Origin of the sequence: Curtobacterium sp. NPDC090223 (assembly GCF_044746585.1) — a bacterium.
Taxonomy (GTDB): Bacteria; Actinomycetota; Actinomycetes; order Actinomycetales; family Microbacteriaceae; genus Curtobacterium.
In genome coordinates, this window is record NZ_JBIVCN010000003.1 from 209674 (window position 1) to 222373 (window position 12700).

The 12700-nt window shown below is 70.4% G+C and carries 14 protein-coding genes; 5 read left to right on the top strand and 9 right to left on the bottom strand.

Annotated features, from left to right (window positions below; genetic code table 11):
• Positions 1-2: 2 nt before the first annotated feature.
• Entirely contained in the window at positions 3-491 is a 489-nt protein-coding gene (locus tag ACIPJY_RS08445; protein ID WP_400462875.1) for a ribose-5-phosphate isomerase, read from the bottom strand.
• A gap of 10 nt (positions 492-501) precedes the next feature.
• The gene (locus ACIPJY_RS08450) at positions 502-1104 is read right to left on the bottom strand and encodes a helix-turn-helix domain-containing protein (RefSeq protein WP_400462878.1); all 603 of its coding nucleotides are present in this window, start codon (positions 1102-1104) and stop codon (positions 502-504) included.
• Here ACIPJY_RS08450 and ACIPJY_RS08455 point away from each other — a divergent pair.
• Complete coding sequence (locus ACIPJY_RS08455; protein WP_400462881.1) at positions 1103-1639, top strand: GNAT family N-acetyltransferase; 537 nt, start codon at positions 1103-1105, stop codon at positions 1637-1639. The two genes, ACIPJY_RS08450 and ACIPJY_RS08455, sit on opposite strands and share 2 nt — an antisense overlap.
• Before the next feature lie 90 nt (positions 1640-1729).
• Here ACIPJY_RS08455 and ACIPJY_RS08460 read toward each other — a convergent pair whose 3' ends face one another.
• A complete protein-coding gene (locus tag ACIPJY_RS08460; protein ID WP_400462884.1) occupies positions 1730-2374 on the bottom strand; it encodes a DsbA family protein in 645 nt (214 codons plus the stop codon).
• Between the two features lie 119 nt (positions 2375-2493).
• On the opposite strand from ACIPJY_RS08460, the gene pepN reads away from it, so the two are divergent.
• The 3 genes from pepN (at position 2494) to ACIPJY_RS08475 (ending at position 6658) form a co-directional block, all read left to right on the top strand.
• Positions 2494-5073: an aminopeptidase N gene (gene pepN, locus ACIPJY_RS08465; RefSeq protein WP_400462886.1), complete on the top strand. Its 2580-nt coding sequence runs from the start codon at positions 2494-2496 to the stop codon at positions 5071-5073.
• A gap of 74 nt (positions 5074-5147) precedes the next feature.
• Entirely contained in the window at positions 5148-6209 is a 1062-nt protein-coding gene (locus ACIPJY_RS08470; RefSeq protein ID WP_400462889.1) for a mechanosensitive ion channel family protein, read from the top strand.
• A gap of 56 nt (positions 6210-6265) precedes the next feature.
• Positions 6266-6658, top strand: a complete 393-nt coding sequence (locus ACIPJY_RS08475) for a globin (protein ID WP_400463832.1) — start codon at positions 6266-6268, stop codon at positions 6656-6658.
• Between the two features lie 161 nt (positions 6659-6819).
• Here ACIPJY_RS08475 and ACIPJY_RS08480 read toward each other — a convergent pair whose 3' ends face one another.
• Positions 6820-7662 carry an NAD(P)H-binding protein gene (locus tag ACIPJY_RS08480; RefSeq protein ID WP_400462892.1) on the bottom strand — a complete coding sequence of 281 codons (843 nt, stop codon included), beginning with the start codon at positions 7660-7662 and terminating at the stop codon, positions 6820-6822.
• A gap of 49 nt (positions 7663-7711) precedes the next feature.
• Positions 7712-8413, bottom strand: a complete 702-nt coding sequence (locus tag ACIPJY_RS08485) for a hypothetical protein (protein ID WP_400462895.1) — start codon at positions 8411-8413, stop codon at positions 7712-7714.
• 78 nt (positions 8414-8491) lie between these two features.
• Between ACIPJY_RS08485 and ACIPJY_RS08490 the strand changes: the two genes are divergently transcribed.
• The gene (locus ACIPJY_RS08490) at positions 8492-9352 is read left to right on the top strand and encodes an acyl-CoA thioesterase (protein ID WP_400462898.1); all 861 of its coding nucleotides are present in this window, start codon (positions 8492-8494) and stop codon (positions 9350-9352) included.
• A gap of 15 nt (positions 9353-9367) precedes the next feature.
• Here ACIPJY_RS08490 and ACIPJY_RS08495 read toward each other — a convergent pair whose 3' ends face one another.
• From ACIPJY_RS08495 to ACIPJY_RS08510, 4 genes are all read right to left on the bottom strand, one after another.
• Positions 9368-9850, bottom strand: a complete 483-nt coding sequence (locus tag ACIPJY_RS08495) for an acyl-CoA thioesterase (RefSeq protein ID WP_400462900.1) — start codon at positions 9848-9850, stop codon at positions 9368-9370.
• A gap of 3 nt (positions 9851-9853) precedes the next feature.
• Positions 9854-11539, bottom strand: a complete 1686-nt coding sequence (gene ettA / locus ACIPJY_RS08500) for an energy-dependent translational throttle protein EttA (RefSeq protein ID WP_400462903.1) — start codon at positions 11537-11539, stop codon at positions 9854-9856.
• Positions 11540-11640: 101 nt separating this feature from the next.
• The gene (locus tag ACIPJY_RS08505; protein ID WP_400462904.1) at positions 11641-12309 is read right to left on the bottom strand and encodes a single-stranded DNA-binding protein; all 669 of its coding nucleotides are present in this window, start codon (positions 12307-12309) and stop codon (positions 11641-11643) included.
• A gap of 143 nt (positions 12310-12452) precedes the next feature.
• Positions 12453-12683 carry a methyltransferase gene (locus tag ACIPJY_RS08510; RefSeq protein ID WP_400462907.1) on the bottom strand — a complete coding sequence of 77 codons (231 nt, stop codon included), beginning with the start codon at positions 12681-12683 and terminating at the stop codon, positions 12453-12455.
• Positions 12684-12700 lie beyond the last annotated feature (17 nt).

A 12700-nucleotide genomic window follows, 5' to 3' on the forward strand; every position in this document is an offset into this window, starting at 1 on the left:
CCTTACGCGTCGATCTGCTTGCCGGCGATCAGCCCGGTCTGCTCGTACTCGGCGAGCTGCGCGATGCGGCGGGCGTGGCGCTCTTCGCCGGAGAACGGCTCGGCGATGAACAGGTCGACGAAGTCGATGACCTCGGCCTCGGTGTGCTGACGGGCACCGATCGAGATGACGTTCGCGTCGTTGTGCTGGCGGGCGAGGAGCGCGGTGGACTCGTTCCACACCAGCGCCGCCCGGACGCCGGTGACCTTGTTCGCGGCGATCTGCTCGCCGTTGCCCGAACCGCCGAACACGACGCCGAGCGCCTCGACGCCGGCCAGCTGGTCCTGCACGACGGCGTGCGCGGCGTTGATGCAGAACGAGGGGTAGTCGTCGAGCGCGTCGTACTCGGTCGGACCGTGGTCGATGACCTGGTGACCGGCATCGGTCAGGTGGTCGGCGAGGGTCTTGCTGAACTCGAGGCCGGCGTGGTCCGTTCCGAGGTGGATGCGCATGGCTCCGATCCTATTCCCGGCCGCGGGTCCCCCTCGCCACGATGACGACGTAGCGGCAGTCCTCGGTCCCGGGGTTCCGGTAGGTCACCTCGGCCGGGTCCCCCAGCTCGATGCGGTCCCCCGCGGCGAGCGCGACGGGTTCCCCGCCGACGACGAGCTCCAGCTCGCCCTGGACCACCCAGATGCAGTGGCGCAGGAACGCGTACGCGGACGCCGGGTAGGTCACGGAACGGCCGGCCGGGAGGCTGACCTCGGTCACGTCCACGGGGAAGTCCGCGCTCGACACGGGACGGCGGCGGTACCCGGTCTCGGGGTCGGTCCAGTGGTCTGCGGTCGCGCCGCGCTGCACGCCGGTCGCGTCCTCGGGGGTGCCCGGCTCCTGGTGGCCGGCCGGCCCCTCGTCGAGCAGTTGCGAGATGGTCATCCCGAACGCTCCGGAGAGTCGCCCGAGGATCGTCGCCGTGGGGCTCGAGACGCCACGCTCGACGCGGTTGATCATCGCGCGGGAGACGCCGGACTCCTCGGCGAGCTCGGTGAGGCTCCACCCGCGCTCGGTGCGCAGTGACTGGAGCCGTTCGCCGAGCAGCCGCTCATCGTCTACGATCTGAGACATGGCGACAGCATATGCGACGAATGGTCGGTCCTCCGAGCCGGACGTGCTCGTGCGCGACTGCGAGCCGGGCGACCTCGACGTCGTGCACGGGCTGCACGTCGACGCGGTGCTGCACACCACCGCGATCTGGCAGGACGTCCCGAACCCCCGCGCGTGGTTCGACACGTGGCTCGCCGACCGCCGCGCCGCCGGCCTGCCCGTGTACGTCGCCGAGGTCGACGGGGTCGTCGCCGGCTACGTGACGTACGGCCCGTTCCGGTCGCACCCGGGGTACCGGCACACGGTGGAGCACAGCGTGTACGTGGTGCCGGCGTTCCGGGGGCGCGGGATCGCGTCGGTGCTCATGCGGGCACTGGTGGAGCACGCCAGGACGCAGGACCTGCACGTGATGATGGCGGGCATCTGCAGCGCCAACACGGGGTCGATCGCGCTGCACGAGCGGCTCGGGTTCGAGGTCGTCGCGGTGTTGCCCGAGGTCGGGCGGAAGTTCGACCGGTGGCTCGACTTGACGCTGATGCGGTTGCCGCTGGACTGACCGCGGCGGGGCCTGGGCCAGGGACGCGGGTCGCTGCGGGCTCGTTGCCGCTTCCGCAGGGGGTCTGCCGGACGGGCGCCGGGCCTCCCGTCAGTCGACGGTGTCGAAGACCGGGCCGACCGTGCGCGATCGCTTCAGCTCGAAGAAGCCCGGGTACCGGGCGGCGGCGACGACGCCGTCCCAGAGGTCGAGCGCCTGCTGCCCCTTCGGGGCCGGCGAGATCACCGGGCCGAAGAACGCGGTGCCCTCGACGGCGATGACCGGCGTCCCGACGTCCTGGCCGACCCGCTCGATGCCGTCGCGGTGGCTCTCGCGCGTGGCGGCGTCGACCTCGTCGCTCCACGCGTACTCCGCGAGGTCGGCGTCCAGGCCGAGCTCGGCGAGGACGGCGGGGACGACCTCGTCCGGGTTCTTCTCCTGGCGGTGGTGGATGTGCTCGCCGAGGGCGTCGTAGAGCGGCTTCACGACGCCGTCGCCGAGGCGGAGCTTCGCCGCGGTGACCAGGCGCGGGTAGATCTGGCCGGCGGCCAGGCGGTCCTTGTACTCCGGCGGGACGTCCTGGTCCTCGTTGAGGACGAAGAGGCTCATCACCTTCCAGGTCACGTCGAGGGGTCGCTGCGCCTCGACCTCGCCGACCCAGCGGCTCGTCATCCAGGCCCACGGGCAGTTCGGGTCGAACCAGAACTCCACAGGGGTGGCGGTCTGGTTCGCGTCGTCCACAGTCGTCTCGGTCACGGTGCGAGCGTACGCGCGCTCGCTAGGCTGGCTCTCACACGTCCCGCCGGTGCACGACGCCTCGCGGGAACACCGATGCGCGGACATCGACCGTCCGCGCCAGCAACCATGGAGCGTCCGTGCCAGGAGAGAACCTCACCCGTATCGAAGCCCAGGAACGTGCCGCGATCGTCGACGTGCAGTCGTACGACGTCGAGCTCGACCTCACCCGTGGGGCCGAGTCGTTCGGCAGCACCACCCGGGTGCGCTTCACCGCGACGCCCGGTGCGTCGACCTTCATCGACGCGATCACGAAGGCCGTGCACTCCGTCGAGCTGAACGGCACCGCGCTCGACGTCGCGGCCGTGAACGACGGCGTCCGCATCCAGCTCGCCGACCTGCAGGCGCAGAACGAGCTCGTGGTCGTGGCCGACGCGCTCTACACGAACACCGGTGAGGGCCTGCACCGCTTCGTGGACCCCGTTGACGACGAGGTCTACCTGTACTCCCAGTTCGAGGTGCCCGACTCCCGCCGGATGTTCGCGGTGTTCGAGCAGCCCGACCTCAAGGCCGAGTTCACCTTCACCGTCACCGCACCGTCGCGCTGGCAGGTCGTCTCGAACTCCCCCACGCCCGAACCCCGCGTCGACGGCGAGATCGCCACGTGGGCGTTCCCGCCGACCACGCGGATCTCGAGCTACATCACCGCGCTCGTCGCCGGCCCGTACGAGGTGGTCCGCAGCGAGCTGACCTCGAGCGACGGCCGCACCATCCCCCTCGGGATCTTCGCGCGCAAGTCGCTCGCCGGGTACCTCGACCCCGAGTACGTGTTCGACATCACGCGCAAGGGCTTCACCTACTACGAGGACAAGTTCGACGTCCCGTACCCCTTCGAGAAGTACGACCAGCTGTTCGTGCCCGAGTTCAACGCGGGTGCGATGGAGAACGCCGGCGCGGTGACCTTCACCGAGACCTACGTGTTCCGGTCCAAGGTCACGGACGCCATCAAGGAGCGCCGGGTCGTCACGATCCTGCACGAGCTCGCGCACATGTGGTTCGGCGACCTCGTCACGATGAAGTGGTGGAACGACCTCTGGCTGAACGAGTCGTTCGCCGAGTGGGCGTCGACGATCGCCACGGCAGAGGCCACCGAGTGGACCGAGGCGTGGACGACGTTCCAGGCGATGGAGAAGTCCTGGGCGTACCGCCAGGACCAGCTCCCCTCGACGCACCCGATCGTCGCGACGATCAACGACCTCGAGGACGTGCAGGTCAACTTCGACGGCATCACGTACGCCAAGGGCGGTTCCGTCCTGAAGCAGCTCGTGGCCTGGGTCGGCATCGACGCGTTCTTCGCCGGTGTCTCCGCGTACTTCAAGAAGCACCACCACGGGAACACCGAGCTGAAGGACCTGCTCGTCGAGCTCGAGGCCACGAGCGGCCGTGAACTCGGCGAGTGGTCGAAGCTCTGGCTCGAGACCGCCGGCGTCAACACGCTGCGCCCGGAGATCCAGGTCGACGAGTCCGGCGTGATCACCTCGTTCGCCGTGCTGCAGGAAGCCCCTGCGGACCACCCGACGCTCCGCCCGCACCGCCTGGCGATCGGCGTGTACGCGTTCCAGCAGGACGCCGAGGCACCGTTCGGCGCCGACACTGCGTCCGCCGGTGGCAAGCTCGAGCGCATCCACCGCGTCGAGATCGACGTGGACGGTCCCCGCACCGAGGTCCCCGAGCTCGTGGGTCAGCACCGCGGCGACCTCGTGCTGCTCAACGACGACGACCTGGCGTACGCCAAGATCCGTCTCGACGAGCGGTCCCGCCGCACCGCCATCGAGCACCTCGCCGCGATCGCGAACCCGCTCGCCCGCTCGATCGTGTGGGGCGCGATGTGGGATGCCACCCGCGACGCCGAGTCCGCCGCCAGCGACTACGTCCGGCTGGTGCTGGGCAACATCGCGACCGAGACCGAGTCGACGACGATCCGCACGACGCTCTCGCAGCTGCTCCTCACCGCACGGAACTACGTCGCACCGGCGAAGGCCGACGCGGCGATCCGCACCGTGGGCGAGACGCTCTGGCAGCTCGCGGCCTCGGCCGAGGCCGGCTCGGATGCACAGTTCCAGTTCGTGAAGTTCTTCGCGCAGATCGCCTCGACGCCGGAGCACGTCGCGACGCTGTCCGGGCTCCGTGACGGCTCGGTCACGCTGAGCGGGCTCGAGATCGACACCGACCTGCGCTGGGAGCTGCTCGAGGGCCTCGTGCTCGCGGGCGCCGCTGGTGACGCCGAGGTCGACGCCGAGCTCGCGGCGGACCGCACCGCCTCGGGCGAGCAGGCCGCCGCACGGGCACGTGCGACGATCCCGACCGCCGAGGGCAAGCTCGCGGCGTTCTCCTCGCTCGTCGACTCCGACGCGCTGCCGAACGCCATCGTGCGCCAGACCACCGTCGGTTTCCAGCACGCGAACTCCCCGGTCGTGCTCGAGGGCCTCGTCGCGAAGTACTTCGACGTGCTCACCCGCATCTGGGCCGAGCGGAGCTACCACATCGCCGACACGATCGTCACCGGGCTCTACCCGGCGCCGCTCGCCTCGGCGGAGCTCCGTGACGCTGCGACCGCGTGGCTCGAAGCGCACCCGGAGACCCCGGCGCTCCGTCGCATCGTGACCGAGAACCTCGCCGGCACCGAGCGTGCTCTGCGGGTCCAGGCCGCGGACGCCTGAGTCTGAACCGCATCAGCGGGGCCTTGGCGTTCCCCCAGGAGCGCCGAGGCCCCGCCCTTTAGCATCGACCGCATATGACCTCCGCTGCAGACGACACCTCGAAGCTCATCTCGAACGCGTTCACCCAGTTCGTGGAGACCTGGCACGTCCCGATCGTGATCGTCATCACGGTCCTGGCGGCGATCATCCTCCGGGTGATCCTCCGGCACTCGATCAAGGGCATCGTGGACCGCGTCGTCAACGGCGTGAAGAAGCGCCAGGGCGCGACGGACACCCAGGCGCTCATCGCCTCGCCGGTCCAGACCGCCCGCGTCGTCCAGCGCACCAGGACCCTCGGCAGCGTGCTGGAGAACCTCGCGACCGTGATCGTCGTCGTGATCGCGCTCGTCATCATCATCCCGCAGGTCATCCCGAACGCGGCGGTCGGCATCGTCGGCGGCGCTTCGCTCGTAGCAGCGGGTCTGGCCGTCGGCGCGCAGTCGATCGTGAAGGACCTGCTCTCCGGCATCTTCATGATCCTCGAGGACCAGGCCGGCGTCGGTGACGTCATCGACACCGGACAGGCCACCGGCGTCGTCGAGAACGTCGGGCTGCGGGTCATGCAGATCCGCGACGTCAACGGCATCCTGTGGTTCGTGCCGAACGGGCAGATCCTGCGCGTCGGCAACCTCTCGCAGGGCTGGTCCCGGGTCCTGGTCGACATCACGGTCCCGTACGACACGGACATCGACGCCGTGCAGGACGCCCTGCTCGCCGCGGCCGTCCGGATGTCCCAGGAGCCCCGCTGGCGCCAGCGGATCGTCGAGAAGCCGGAGATCTGGGGCCTGCAGTCGATCTCCGACACCGGCATGGTGTTCCGCCTGGTCGTGAAGACCCGGGCGGCCGAGCTCGACGTCGTCGGCCGCGAACTCCGCGTCCGTCTGAAGCACGCCGTGGACGAGATCGGTGTGACCCTCCCCGCGATGGCGATGATCATGCCGGCGGGCTGGGAGAACGCGACCTCGATCAACGGACTGCGCACCGTGCGGACCCAGCCGACGCCGGCGCCGACGAAGCCCCGGCGCGGCAAGAAGACCAACGTGTACGGGCAGCCGATCGACACCGACCGGACCGAGCCCCGGAAGGACGACCGATGACCGACGTTCCAGCCCCCGGCGGCGTGCCCGCACAGCCGATCACGCTCCGGGTGGGGATGGGCGGGGCCGCCGCGACGGGCTCGCTGTTCGAGCGCATCGGCGGCGCCCCGACCTTCGACCGCCTGGTCCGCCGCTTCTATGACGGCGTCCAGACCGACGACGTCATCTGGCCGATGTACCCGCAGGACGACCTCGAGGGTGCGATCTCCCGCCTGTCGCTCTTCCTGCAGCAGTACTGGGGCGGACCGGGCACGTACAGCGAGGAACGCGGCCACCCTCGACTGCGCATGCGGCACATGCCGTTCCGCATCACCGCAGAGGCACGGGAGCGATGGCTGCACCACATGCGCGACGCAGTCGAGTCGCTCGGGCTCGCCCCGCTCGACGAGGCGGAGCTGTGGGCGTACCTCGACCGCGCGGCCCACGCGATGACCAACGCGTTCGACTGACGGTCGCTCCGGTGGTGTCCACGGCACCGCGCTGTGCTCGAGACGCCGCTCCGGCACCGAGACGCCGCACTGTGCTCGAGACGCCGCACTGTGCTCGAGACGCCGCCGGAATCCTGCGGCGTCTCGAGGAGGACGCGGCGTCTCGGAGGGAGTGCGGTGCGTCAGCGCGCGTACGAACCGGTGGCCAGGTCCTCGAGCAGGCTCGGGCGGGAGGGCTGCCAGCCGTACGCGGCACGCGCATGTGCGCCCGAGCACTCCTGGTGCATGAGGAGCGCGTCCGCGTACTCGGTGCCGAGCCGCGCACGCGAGTCGTCGACACTCTCTGAGACCACCGGGGAGCCGTGCGCCGCTGCGGCCGCGATCTCCCGCACCGTCGGGTTGTCGCCGGTCGCCGCGAGGACGTAGCCGTCCTGCTCGCCACGCTCGACGGCGAGCGCGTACAGCTCGCCGAGGTCCTCCGTGTGCACCGTCGCCCAGCGCTGCGAGCCGTCCCCGACCAGGCGGACCTCGTGCTCGCCGTCGCCGACGAACATCGCCGGGATGCCGGCACCGAGTCCGTACACGATGCCCGGAGCGACGATCGTGGTGCGCACCGAGCTCGCCCGGACGGCGGCCTCGTTCGCACCGCGCCACGACGTCATCGCGGGCGGTGACGCCGGGGACTGCTCGGAGATGTCGGTCGAGTTGCCGAACGTGAAGATGCCACCGGTGTGCACGAAGGGCTTCGGCGTGCCCTCGAGCGCGCCGAGCACCGTGGCGACGAACGCCGGGTCGACGTCCTTCGCGCTCGCGGTGTGCACGACCGCGTCGGTCTCGTGCGCGAGGCGCTCGACGACCTCGGTGTCGGTGACGTCCTCGACGAGGGCACGACCGCCGGCGTCACGGACCGCCTGGGCCTTCTGGTCGGAACGCACGATCGCGGTGACGTCGTGCCCCCGGGCGACGAGGGCACGGAGGACGGAGGAGCCGATGTAGCCGGACGCGCCGGTCAGGAAGACGTGCATGCGGCCAGCCTGGCACCGGGGGGCTGGCCGAGCGCTCCGTGCTGCGGGGCTAGGACGCCAGGGTCCAGGCGCGCCGCTTCACCAGGACGTGCCCGCGCGAGGTGGTCAGGCGGCTCCACGGACCGGTCTCGAACAGCCGGACCGGGTCGTGCCCGAGGAACCCGAGGCTCTCCCCCGCGAAGCCGGCGCCGGCCGGTACGTGCTCGATGCCCGGGATGGGTGCACCCCAGACCTCGGACCGGACCTTGCGGACGATCGCCTCACCGGCGTTCGTCGGGACCGCGTCGGCGACCTCGGCGATGCCGGCCTTCGCCGCGCGGCGCAGGAGCTCGGCCGAGATGTCGGGCAGCGGGATCCACCCACCGCGCGGGGGCGAGATCGCTGCCCAGGTGACCGTGTGGACCTCGTGCGGGAGTTCCACCTCGATCGGGGTCGCGCGGGTGGGGTCCGCTCCCTCGGCGTGCTCGGCGTCCTGCGCGTCGGCGAGGATCCGGAGTCGCTCCTGGAACGACGCCAGCGGGACCACGGCGTCGATGGAGGCCGGTTGGGTCAGCGAGAAGGTGCGCAGGCCGAGGACGGTCGGCAGCTCGTCGAGCAGGCCGATCGGGTACATGATCGCCGTGTAGACGGCGAGCACCCCGGAGTCGGCGATGAGGCGGACGGAGCCGTCCTCGACGCGGGCAGCACGTCCGAGGTACGTGCGGAGGTCCCCCAGGGAGGCGGCGTCGGGCAGCGTGAACGAGGTGCTCATGTCGATGCCGATCCTACCGGGACGCGCTGTCAGCACGGGGTCCGCGCGGCGCGCCACGGTCGTTCGTAGACTGCGGGGGTGGCGAACGGTGAACCGGACTTCCTGCGGACCCTGCGACTCGAGGACACTGGCGCCTCGACGCGCGAGACGATCCTGACCGGGGCGAGCCACTGGTCTCCCGGCGGCCGGGTCTTCGGCGGCCAGGTCCTCGCGCAGTGCATCGTCGCGGCGCAGGCCACCATCGAGGACCGCGCCATCCACTCGGTCCACGGGTACTTCCTGCGACCGGGCGACATCGAGACGCCGATCACGTTCGGTGTCGAGCGCATCCACGACGGCCGTTCGTTCGCCGCACGTCGGGCGCAGGCGTACCAGAACGGCGTGCCGATCTTCTCGATGATCGCGTCGTTCCAGACCGAGGACGAGGGCGTCGAGCACCAGGACGCCTTCCCGGTCGACACCCCGTCGCCGGAGTCGCTGCCGTCCGCCGCGTCGATCCTGTCCGCGATCGACCACCCGGTCGCACGGGCATGGGCCGAACGGTCGATCGACCTCCGGCACGTCGAGGGCCCGGTCTTCGTCGATGTGCAGGGCGAGCACCTGCCCCACCAGGCCGTGTGGTTCCGGGTGCAGGGCGAGCTGCCGGAGGACCCGGCGCTGCACCGGGCGGTCCTGGCCTACGCGAGCGACCTGTCGATCCTCGAGCCGATCATGCGCCGGCACGGGGTCGCGTGGGGAACGCCCGGCGTGAAGAGCGCGAGCCTCGACCACGCGATGTGGTGGCACCGGGACGGGCGCGCCGACGAGTGGATCCTGTACACGCAGGAGTCCCCGAGCGCGCAGGGCGGCCGGGGACTCGCGTTCGGGCGGATGTTCTCGCGCGACGGACGCCTGCTGGCCAGCGTCGCGCAGGAGGGGATGATGCGGATCCCGCACTGATGGCTGTACCCGCGCCTACGGACGCGAGAAGACCACCGGGTCCTCGACGAACGGCTCGCACGCCGCTCGCTCGGCCGGGGTGAGCCGACGTGGGCGGTTGGTGGTCGCGTCCACCATCACGAGCGCCGTCGTCGCACGGGTGTACAGCTCGGCAGGCTCATGCCCCGCCGGCGACCAGACCTCGTACGAGATGTCGAGACTCGCTCCGCCGATCCGCCCGATCCACAGCTGGATGTCGAGCGGCCGACGGAAGTACGGCGTCGACGCGAGGTACTCCAGCCGCTGCGCAGCGATCACCGTCATCGTGCCCGAACCCGGGCGGCCGTCGATGATCGGCTCCGGCGCGGACCCCGACTCGTCGACCTCGTCGGGGTCCGGCGCCCAGAACGCGAGCACGCGGGCTTCCTCGAGCAGACGCAGCATCGCTGAGTTGTTCACGTGCCCGTAGGCGTCGATGTCACTCCAGCGGATGCGGACCGGCGCGTGCAGCCTCGCCACGGATCAGTCCCGCGTGAGCTTGCGGTACGTCGCGCGGCCGGGCTTGGCGGCCTCCGCGCCGAGACGCTCGATCTTGTTCTCCTCGTAGGCCTCGAAGTTGCCCTCGAACCAGTACCAGTTCGGCGTGCCGTCCTCGTTGAGGCCTTCCCACGCCAGGATGTGGGTCGCGATGCGGTCGAGGAACCACCGGTCGTGCGTGATCACCACGGCGCAACCGGGGTACTCGAGGAGTGCGTTCTCGAGGCTGCCGAGGGTCTCGACGTCCAGGTCGTTGGTCGGCTCGTCGAGGAGCAGGAGGTTGCCGCCCTGCTTGAGCGTCAGCGCGAGGTTCAGTCGGTTGCGCTCACCACCCGAGAGGATGCCGGCACGCTTCTGCTGGTCCGGGCCCTTGAACCCGAACTGCGACACGTAGGCACGCGACGGGATCTCGGTCTTGCCGACCTGGATGTAGTCGAGCCCGTCGGACACGACCTCCCACAGGTTCTTGTTCGGGTCGATGCCACCGCGGCTCTGGTCGACGTAGGAGATGTCGACCGTCTCACCGATCTTCAGCGTCCCGCCGTCGAGGGGCTCGAGACCGACGATCGTCTTGAACAGGGTCGTCTTGCCGACGCCGTTCGGGCCGATGACGCCGACGATGCCGTTGCGGGGCAGCGTGAACGAGAGGTCGTCGATGATGACGCGCTCGCCGAACTGCTTGTGCAGCTTCTCGGCGTCGATGACCTGCGAGCCGAGTCGGGGGCCGACCGGGATCACGATCTCCTCGAAGTCGAGCTTCCGCGTGCGCTCGGCCTCCGTCACCATCTCCTCGTAGCGGGCGAGACGGGCCTTGGACTTGGCCTGACGGCCCTTCGTGTTGCTGCGCACCCAGTCGAGCTCCGAGGACAGGCGCTTCGCGAGCTTCGCGTCCTTCTTGCCCTGGACGTCGAGTCGGGCGCGCTTCTTCTCGAGGTAGGTCGAGTAGTTGCCCTCGTACGGGTAGAGACGACCGCGGTCGACCTCGGCGATCCACTGGGCGACGTGGTCCAGGAAGTACCGGTCGTGGGTCACGGCCAGGACGGCACCGTGGTACTGCTGCAGGTGCTGCTCGAGCCACTGCACGCTCTCGGCGTCGAGGTGGTTGGTGGGCTCGTCGAGGAGCAGCAGGTCCGGCTTCTGGAGCAGGAGCTTGCAGAGCGCCACGCGACGCTTCTCACCACCGGACAGGTGGGTCACGAGCTCGTCCCCCGGGGGGCACTGGAGCGCGGCCATGGCCTGCTCGAGCTGCGAGTCGAGGTCCCACGCGTCAGCGGCGTCGATCTCCTCCTGCAGGGTGCCCATCTCGGCCAGGAGCGCGTCGAAGTCGGCGTCCGGCTCGGCCATCAGCGCGGAGATCTCGTTGAAGCGGTCGAGCTTGCCCTTGATCGGGCCGACGCCTTCCTGCACGTTCTCGAGGACCGTCTTGGACTCGTCGAGCTCGGGCTCCTGCATGAGGATGCCGACGGTGAAGCCGGGCGTGAGCTTCGCCTCACCGTTGGAGGGCGTGTCGAGCCCCGCCATGATCTTGAGGATCGTCGACTTCCCGGCGCCGTTCGGTCCGACGACGCCGATCTTCGCGCCGGGGAGGAACGACATCGTGACGTCGTCGAGGATCAGCTTGTCGCCGACCGCCTTGCGGGCGCGGACCATCTGGTAGATGTACTCAGCCAAAACGTGAAAACCCAATCCTGTTCGTCGAGCGACTCAGCGGACCAGACTACCGGCCGCGGTGGCCTGTCCGCTCAGCGCCGCGTCGCGGGCTCGTTCGGTGCTCATGCCGCGTGGAGGTCGGCGGGCGGGACGGAGCCGGCATGCGCGTCGTCCCGGTGCAGGGCGGCGGTGGCTGCTGCCGCTGCAGCGGCTTCCGGCAACTCGTCGTGGTGCGGCTCACCGTCGGCGCGGGCGTCGCCGCCGGGGACGTCGTCGCCGGGGACGTCCCCGGCCATGTCGTCGCCGGCCATGGCGCCGCTGGCCATGGCGCCGTCGGCCATGTCGTCCGGGCCCGAGTCCGATCCCTCCACTTCCCCGGTGGAGGGATTCACCCGCGGGCCACTGCCGGGTGCCGCCGATGCCTCGGACGTGTGCCGCGGGACCCGGATCCAGTTGCTGATCCCCCAGGCCAGGTCGTGACCGAGGCCCTCGGCGTCGATCTCGATCGAGGTCCCGCCGCGGCCGTCGCGTTCCCAGGTGCGGATGCGCACCCGGCCCGTCACGATGATCCGGTCGCCCTTCTTCAGCGACTTGTGGACGTTCGCGGCGAGTGAGCGGAACGCGGTGACGGTGAACCAGTTGGTCGGACCGTTGGTCCAGGTGGAGTTGGCGCGGTCCCAGCGTCGGGACGGCGATGCGAGACGCATGCTCGTGATGGCGATGCCGGTCTCGGTGACGAGGTGGCGGGGCTCGGTCGCGACGATGCCGCAGACGGTGATGGTGTCGTTCATGCCACCGATCGTGATCGAGCCCCGGCCGCCGAAGCGGGCCGGGACTCGATGTGTGGGGTGTTGACCCGATCAGGCGACCTGTGGAGGACGAGTCCCCCGAGCCTCCAGGCCGGTCCCGCCGGGACGCACCGGACCGTCACCGGTCAGTGCGCGTGGAACTCCGGACGCGGCGCGAGCGGGCCGAGCGCCGCGTGGACGGCACCCTTCGCGGTCTCCAGGGTCGGGTAGGTCCCGCTCCTGGCCCCACGGTTGCCGTAGAGCTCGACGCGGAAGCCGTCCGGCGCGCGGTGGATGCTGCCCACCGCGCCCGCCGGTCCGACCGCGACCCAGGTCCCTGCCGTCACCGTGTCGTTCGTCGTCGTGTTGTTCGTCATCGTGCGACCACCTCCTC